Raw genomic sequence first — 7,165 nt, forward strand, 5'->3', positions numbered from 1 at the left:
ATTCTTTGTAATTTCATAGACACGTAGAATAGAAAAACCCCGTTTTTTGGCACTTTGGCCAATTTTCGGGGTTTTGTTTCTCTAAATTACGGATTAATTCACTGAATTACAAATGTTTATTTAATTCTGAATGTACCTTTTGAGATGCGTAGAGCAGAGCAGCAATATGATATAAATCAGACGCTGTAGAGACGCAAAATTTTGCGTCTACCCCCATTTCCGAATTAGTGTGGTGCGATTTGTCCAGTCGGTGGCTTCGATACACCGCTCGCTGTGCTCCGGCACTCAGCCATCTTGGTTTCGTCTTAATCTTTTGCTTCGTTTTTGTATCAAGACAAAATGAAGGACGGAGTGTGTTGAGAGGAAGTGTTGTGCTGTTGAAAAGCCTTTGAACTAGAGACCTTAAAACTCTTACTTGTTTCTCTTTCCGAATAATCTTTTAAAGAAGCCTTCTTTTTTTCGCTTCATTTTTCGTTCTTTTCTCGCTTGTCTCAGGGAGTCTTTTTTGTGCTGTTGTCTCAGGTCCTTTTTTCCGAATATTTTTTCAAAGAAGGTATCTTCCCGTTTTGGGTCGCAGTCTAATTCGGCAAGTACGGATTCGGGCGTGGTTTCAAATTGGGCACGGGTATATCGATTGAAGGTAGTGTCTCGGTTCATTCGTCGCACTAAGCCGGCAAAAATAGGAAGAGCTGAATTCGCTCCCTGACCTATACGCGTATTTCTAAATCCTATTCTGTGATCGTCGACACCTACCCAGGTCACGGTAACTAGATTTGGAGTGACTCCTACAAACCAACCGTCTTTGTTCGATTGTGTGGTACCGGTTTTTCCGGCTATGGCATTCTTCAATCCGTAAACTGTGCGCAAACGCGATGCCGTACCTTCATTTACGGTGGCCTTCATCATTTCGAGCATCACTTGTCGGGTATGGGTGGAGAAGGCGGGTTTTGCTTTGTCCTCAGGCTTGAATTCGACTATAAGGTTTCCCTGCTTGTCTTCTATCCGAGTCAAAAAAAATGGCTTTACGTGACTGCCGTTGTTCACATAAGCTGCGTATGCTCCTGCCATTTCTTCTACACTGATTCCCGCAGTTCCCAATGCCAGAGACGGGACTTCGGGTAGAGGGGAGTCGATGCCCATCTTTTGAGCCATGGCTATGGTATTGGCTATTCCTGCATAGTCGAGTACCTTGACAGCAACAGTATTTATCGAACGGCTCAATGCGTATTTGAGAGAGTAATTTATAGATTCGCTTTCTTCTTCTTCCGATGCGTTGGAGGGGCTCCAGTTGTCGTACTCCTCATAAACCACCTTTTTCGGAGAAAAGTAGGAGCAGGGTTCCAAGCCTTCTTCCAGAGCTGTGGTGTACACAATAGGTTTGAAGGTAGAACCTACCTGCCTTTTGCTTTGTCGCACGTGGTCGTACTTGAAATATTTGTAATTGATACCGCCTATCCAAGTGCGTATGGCTCCGCTGTGCGGGTCGATACTGACAATACCCGCATTGAGGAATTTTAGGGTGTGACGTATGCTGTCCAATACTGTGGCTTCTACAATTTGGTTTTCCTTCCAATCGAACAGTTCCATGCGGCGGGGTTTGTTGAGAGAATCCCTGATTTTGGCATCGCTCCATCCCCTTAGTTTGAGAGCGCGGTAAGGTGCGGATTTTAGCAGTGCGTCTTCAGCTATATTTTTGTCTACAAGCCAAGGTGCGCTCTGTCCGTAGCTCTTTTCAAATTGCTCTTGTAGTTTTGAGAGGTGCTCAGCCATAGCCTCCTCGGCCAGTACTTGCATTCCCGCGTCTAGGGTGGTGTAAATGCGGAGTCCGTCGCGGTAGAGATCATATGTTTTTCCCGTGCTGTCGGGATGGGCGGCACACCAGGCTTCAACCTCTTTTTTTACTTGTTCGCGAAAATAGGGAGCAATGCCTTTGTCGTGAGCATAAGGAGTGTAATCCAACGCGACAGGCAATAGCCGCAAACTGTCGAAAACAGCCTGATCGAGGTATTCGTATTTTACCATTTGATGAAGTACTGTATTGCGACGCGTAGTACTCCTTTCCGGGAAAAGTCTGGGATTGTAATAGTAGTTGGCTTTGAGCATACCCACCAGTACCGCCGCTTCTTCTACAGTGAGTTTACGGGCTTTCTTTCCAAAAAATTTATAAGAAGCACTTTCCACTCCATAGGTATTGTCGCTAAAAGGTACAGTGTTGAGGTAGAGAGCGAGAATCTCCTGTTTGGAGTAGACGTTTTCTATACGTCTGGCAATAATCATTTCGCGAAGTTTGTTTACGGCTATTCCCATTCGTCCGTATTTTTTTCGCTTGTAAAGGTTTTTTGCCAATTGTTGGGTAATGGTACTCCCTCCTCCTGAAGATTCATCTCGTAGCAGTATACTCTTAAAAAAGACCCTGAAAAAACTTTTGTAATCGATACCTTCGTGATCGTAGAAACGAAAATCTTCGGTGGCAACCAAGGCATCGATAAGGTGTTTTGGAAGTTCTTCGTAAGGGATAGACTGCCGGTCGAAGAGATAGTATTTTCCGATGAGCTGATTGTCAGATCCATAGATTTCAGAAGCTTCGTTCTGAACGATTTCCTTTAGCTCTTCCTCAGAAGGAATACGTCCCCACAAACCGAGGTAAATACTCAAAAAGAACAATAGAAGCAACAGTATTGTCCCTGCCAAGCCGCGGAGCGACCATTTGAGCCATTTTCGTCTTTTTATCCCCATACGCTAATATATACGCAAAACGAGAGATATTAGTATATTTTCGAATTATTTTTTATCGAGTTTAAGCTTTCAAGGCCTTCCCGATCAGCTCTTGTTCTGCTGTGGGCAGTTTTAATTCTAAGGCTGCTTCCCGACCGGAATCCGACATTTTGTTCCATGTTTTTTGTACAATACTGATGAGCTTCTCTTCCGGGTGTTTTGCTGCAAAATCTTTGAAATAGTACTGTAGGAATACCAGACATACCACATCTTCCAATACCTGACTTTCGAATGATTTTTTTAAGTGTTTTTTTCTGATAAGAGAGGAAACGGCTTCGATAAAGTCATTATCATAGCCGGTGTCTTTCAAGATTTCTTCGGTTTTTTCGGCGTGAAACTTTTTTAAAGCTTCTCTCCATTGCAGATAACCAATTCTTCCGTCCGGATAATTGTCGCGAGGGATAGTCCATCTGCAGATATGCTGAGCACGAGCTGCAATCTGTAGTTGGGGAGAAGCATCGGGATAAAAATCCAACAATTTTTCGGTCATACGCCTCGAATACAGGACTTCTCCGGGGAAGGGAACTCCACCCAGTATTTCAGTATTCGGATCCTTCGCGTTTTCCGCATCGATGCGGGCAATGGCCATTTCTAATTTTGATACGTGCTCCACAATGTGTTGTTTTACGGGATAATGATCTTACAAAGTAAAACAAATTATATGGTAAAACAGCTTGTTATTAGCCGGAAATGAGCATGGATTTTTAAGTGCTTATATTCGAGATAATCCTGCCCCCTTGTTTTCCTTTCGAGATAGCTGTCTACGATTTGTTGAATGTCTGGATAATGTTGTTGGGGAGTGATAAAATCCTGTAGCTCCTCATATCGTTTTAGGCTGTGCTCTACCGAAATAAAACCGTAACCAAAGTAGTTGTCGTTCTGTATTTCTATCAGGGCCTTTTCGTCCTCTGTTCTGCCTTTCTCTACGATGATGAGGTTTTTCCCTGAAAGCTGAATACTTTCTATCGCCAGAAGTACACGTTCGTTATAACTTTCCACACTTTCATTCCCTTCACATATTCCTCTGCAGTTTTTGAGTTTGTAATGCGAACAGCGCTCGACACCGGACTGTAGCTGAGTAAATTTTGGACAGAGGTCGAATTTTTCACAGAGGTCTTCCAAAAAGGCGATACAGGCAGTAACGGAATAAAAGACTTTTAAAGGCTGTTTCACTTGTTTCAACAAACTGTATCCGAGGTGAACGATGCCTGCTCTGTCGGTATAATGGACAATACCAAAGGCTTTCGGACTCCTTTTTTGTGCTGTATTGTACTTTGGATAATTCTTTTTGATCTCAGTGGCTTCTCGGATTAGGGCGAGCAATTCGCTTCCCGTTTCTTCAAAATGTATATTGGAGGTCTCAGACGACATCGCGATTTCTTTTGCTTTTTTGTCGTAGAAGTGGCCGAGTACCCTTTTTTTGATATTTATCGCCTTCCCCACGTAGATAATACGATCTCTTTGATCGATAAAGTAATATATGCCGGGTGTTTCCGGAAGGCGGTCGAAGACTTCTTTCGGAAGGAGTGAAGGGAGCGCACTTTCACCTGAATGTGGGTGAAGTTGCTTTTCGATTATACTTTGATGGTCGTGTTGTAGCAGCTTTTCAAAAAGGACTACTGTGGCGTCGGTGTCACCCTTTGCACGGTGTCTGTCGTTGATGGTGATACCGAGATAGCTACACAACTTTCCGAGACTGTACGAACGAAGTCCGGGGAAAATTTGCCGAGAGAGTTTTACAGTACACAATTTTTTTCTCTTGAATTCCATACCGGCTCTCTCAAACTCCTTGCGGATGATGTGATAGTCAAATCCGACATTGTGAGCCACAAAGATTTTGTTTTTGGTGTACTGCTCTACGGTGTCGGCCAGATCGGCAAAGGAAGGCGCATTCATCACCATAGTGTCGTCGATGCCGGTAAGTCCTGTGACATAGGGAGAAATTGGGATACCGGGGTTGACAAGACTGTGAAATTCATCGATGAGCTGTTTGCCGTCGTGTATGGCAATAGCGATCTCGGTAATCCGGTTAAGATCACCTCCCAAACCCGTAGTTTCCACATCTACAATAGCGTACACCGAATATCTTTTCGTCCGATAAAGATATTAAAAAAAGAGGCAAAAGGCTTAGCTGTTTGCCAACGATCTCAGCTCTTGAATGGTCTTCTCGGGAGTATCGCTTTTAAAGACAAAGCTTCCGGCGACCAACACATCGGCTCCGGCAGCTACGAGTTTGTCGGCATTGGCAGTACTTACCCCTCCGTCTATTTCGATTAGAGTATTAGCCCTATTTCTGTCGATGATGTCCCGGAGGTCGGCTACTTTTTTATAAGTACGCTCTATAAACGACTGTCCGCCAAAACCGGGGTTTACGCTCATAATGCACACTAAGTCTATATCGTTGATTACATCTTCGAGCAAGCTGACATTGGTGTGGGGGTTGAGGGCGACTCCTGCTTTCATACCCTGTGCTTTAATGGCTTGAAGCGTGCGGTGTAAATGAGTACAGGCCTCGTAGTGCACCGTGAGGATGTCGGCTCCCAACTTGGCAAAGGTGTTGATATAGCGATCGGGATCTACGATCATCAGGTGTACGTCTATGGTTTTTTTGGCGTGCCTTTTTATGGCTTCGAGTACAGGCATACCGAAGGAGATATTGGGGACGAAAACGCCGTCCATAATATCGATGTGAAACCAGTCGGCTTCACTGTTGTTTACCATTTCGATATCCCTTTGAAGATTGGCAAAGTCGGCCGCCAAAACAGACGGAGCTATGAGTTTTTGTGCCATGACAGTTGTGTTGTTTTTTGCGTGCCACAAAAATAGGGTAAATCTTTGACTTTTTCGGGGACAAAAAAACTCCGGCACCTGGCCGGAGTTCATCCATCAATCAAAAAACGAACAGTTAGGTAAACTGTTGTTGCTGTATCGGGTTTTTATCCCAAGTAGGTCTTTAAAATCTTGCTTCGAGAAGTGTGTTTAAGCCTTCTGATAGCTTTTTCTTTGATTTGTCTGACACGTTCGCGGGTCAGATCGAAGGTTTCGCCTATCTCTTCCAAGGTCATAGGGTGTTGATCTCCCAATCCGAAATACAAGCGGATTACATCAGCCTCACGCGGAGTAAGGGTTTCCAATGCCCTTTCGATTTCAGTGCGCAGCGATTCGTGCAACAATTCCCTGTCGGGGTTGGGCGATTCGCCACTTCGGAGTACGTCGTAAAGGTTGGAGTCTTCCCCTTCTACCAGCGGAGCATCCATAGATACGTGACGCCCGGAGTTTTTCATAGACTCCTTAACGTCGTTTACCGTCATATCCAGTTCTTTGGCGATCTCTTCTGCCGAAGGTACACGCTCATGCGCTTGCTCTAGGAAGGCGTAGGTCTTGTTGATCTTGTTTATAGAACCGATTTTGTTAAGCGGTAGTCGAACAATACGCGACTGTTCCGCAAGTGCCTGTAGTATGGATTGTCGAATCCACCATACCGCATACGAAATAAATTTAAACCCCCGTGTTTCATCAAAGCGCTGTGCAGCCTTGATAAGCCCGAGGTTACCTTCATTTATAAGGTCGGGGAGGGTGAGCCCCTGGTTTTGATACTGTTTGGCCACCGATACCACAAAGCGCAGGTTTGCCTTGGTCAATTTCTCCAGGGCGCGCTGATCTCCGGCTTTAATACGCTGTGCCAGTTCTACCTCTTCATCAGCCGTAATCAGGTCTACCTTCCCAATTTCCTGAAGATACTTGTCCAGGGAAGCAGTTTCCCTGTTAGTTACCTGCTTTGTAATCTTAAGCTGTCTCATTTAATCTTCTCCTTGAATTTTTTGTGTACAATTGCTTATGCAGTTGGTTATACGTATACTCCGTCTTAAATGTTACAAAAAGATATCTAAGTATTTTTATTTGATCTTTTCTGCTGCTGTTTTGACTAAGGGAATGGCGGAGTGGGCTTGATGAAGTTGTTTTTATATTGTTGTTGTACAGTGTTTTAAAAATTATTTAGACCACTTATTCTACGCTGGAGCCTCTTGTGTTAATGTTTTTACAAATATTTGTTAAAACGAATTAAATCACCTGCTTTTGTCTTGAAACACCTTCAAAATTTCTAATTCTCTATTTTCTCGTTCTGGATATTTGCCATTTAAGTACAATAAGCCCGAACACATTCCAATAACGTATTCCCCATTGTTATTTTTTTGAGCGTAGGCAATTAATTCTGTGTATTCCGGTATAAAGATGTTTCAAGAACTCCTGTAAGCTTCCCCTAAATAGAACTGTTCATTCTTCTAATACTTCTACAAACTTATTGTTTTTAATTCTCTTGGGGCTAGCCCCAAGAGAATTAAGTTCCGCATATTTTATTGGCGGGATTTTACCCAGCCCATCGTGTGGG

At 43.8% G+C, this 7,165-nt stretch carries 5 protein-coding genes; all 5 read right to left on the reverse strand.

Features of this window, described 5'->3' with window-relative positions; all coding sequences use genetic code 11:
* Positions 1 to 411 precede the first annotated feature (411 nt).
* Positions 412 to 2,736, reverse strand: a complete 2,325-nt coding sequence (locus ACYZZR_RS13185) for a transglycosylase domain-containing protein (RefSeq protein ID WP_461534477.1) — start codon at positions 2,734 to 2,736, stop codon at positions 412 to 414.
* 61 nt (positions 2,737 to 2,797) lie between these two features.
* Entirely contained in the window at positions 2,798 to 3,388 is a 591-nt protein-coding gene (locus tag ACYZZR_RS13190; RefSeq protein WP_461534478.1) for a DUF4202 domain-containing protein, read from the reverse strand.
* Between the two features lie 44 nt (positions 3,389 to 3,432).
* The gene (locus ACYZZR_RS13195) at positions 3,433 to 4,854 is read right to left on the reverse strand and encodes an exonuclease domain-containing protein (protein ID WP_461534479.1); all 1,422 of its coding nucleotides are present in this window, start codon (positions 4,852 to 4,854) and stop codon (positions 3,433 to 3,435) included.
* A gap of 48 nt (positions 4,855 to 4,902) precedes the next feature.
* The gene (gene rpe, locus ACYZZR_RS13200; RefSeq protein ID WP_461534480.1) at positions 4,903 to 5,565 is read right to left on the reverse strand and encodes a ribulose-phosphate 3-epimerase; all 663 of its coding nucleotides are present in this window, start codon (positions 5,563 to 5,565) and stop codon (positions 4,903 to 4,905) included.
* Positions 5,566 to 5,711: 146 nt separating this feature from the next.
* The gene (locus ACYZZR_RS13205; RefSeq protein WP_461534481.1) at positions 5,712 to 6,575 is read right to left on the reverse strand and encodes a sigma-70 family RNA polymerase sigma factor; all 864 of its coding nucleotides are present in this window, start codon (positions 6,573 to 6,575) and stop codon (positions 5,712 to 5,714) included.
* Positions 6,576 to 7,165: the final 590 nt, after the last annotated feature.

Origin of the sequence: Sinomicrobium sp. (assembly GCA_029266035.1) — a bacterium.
GTDB lineage: Bacteria > Bacteroidota > Bacteroidia > Flavobacteriales > Flavobacteriaceae > Sinomicrobium.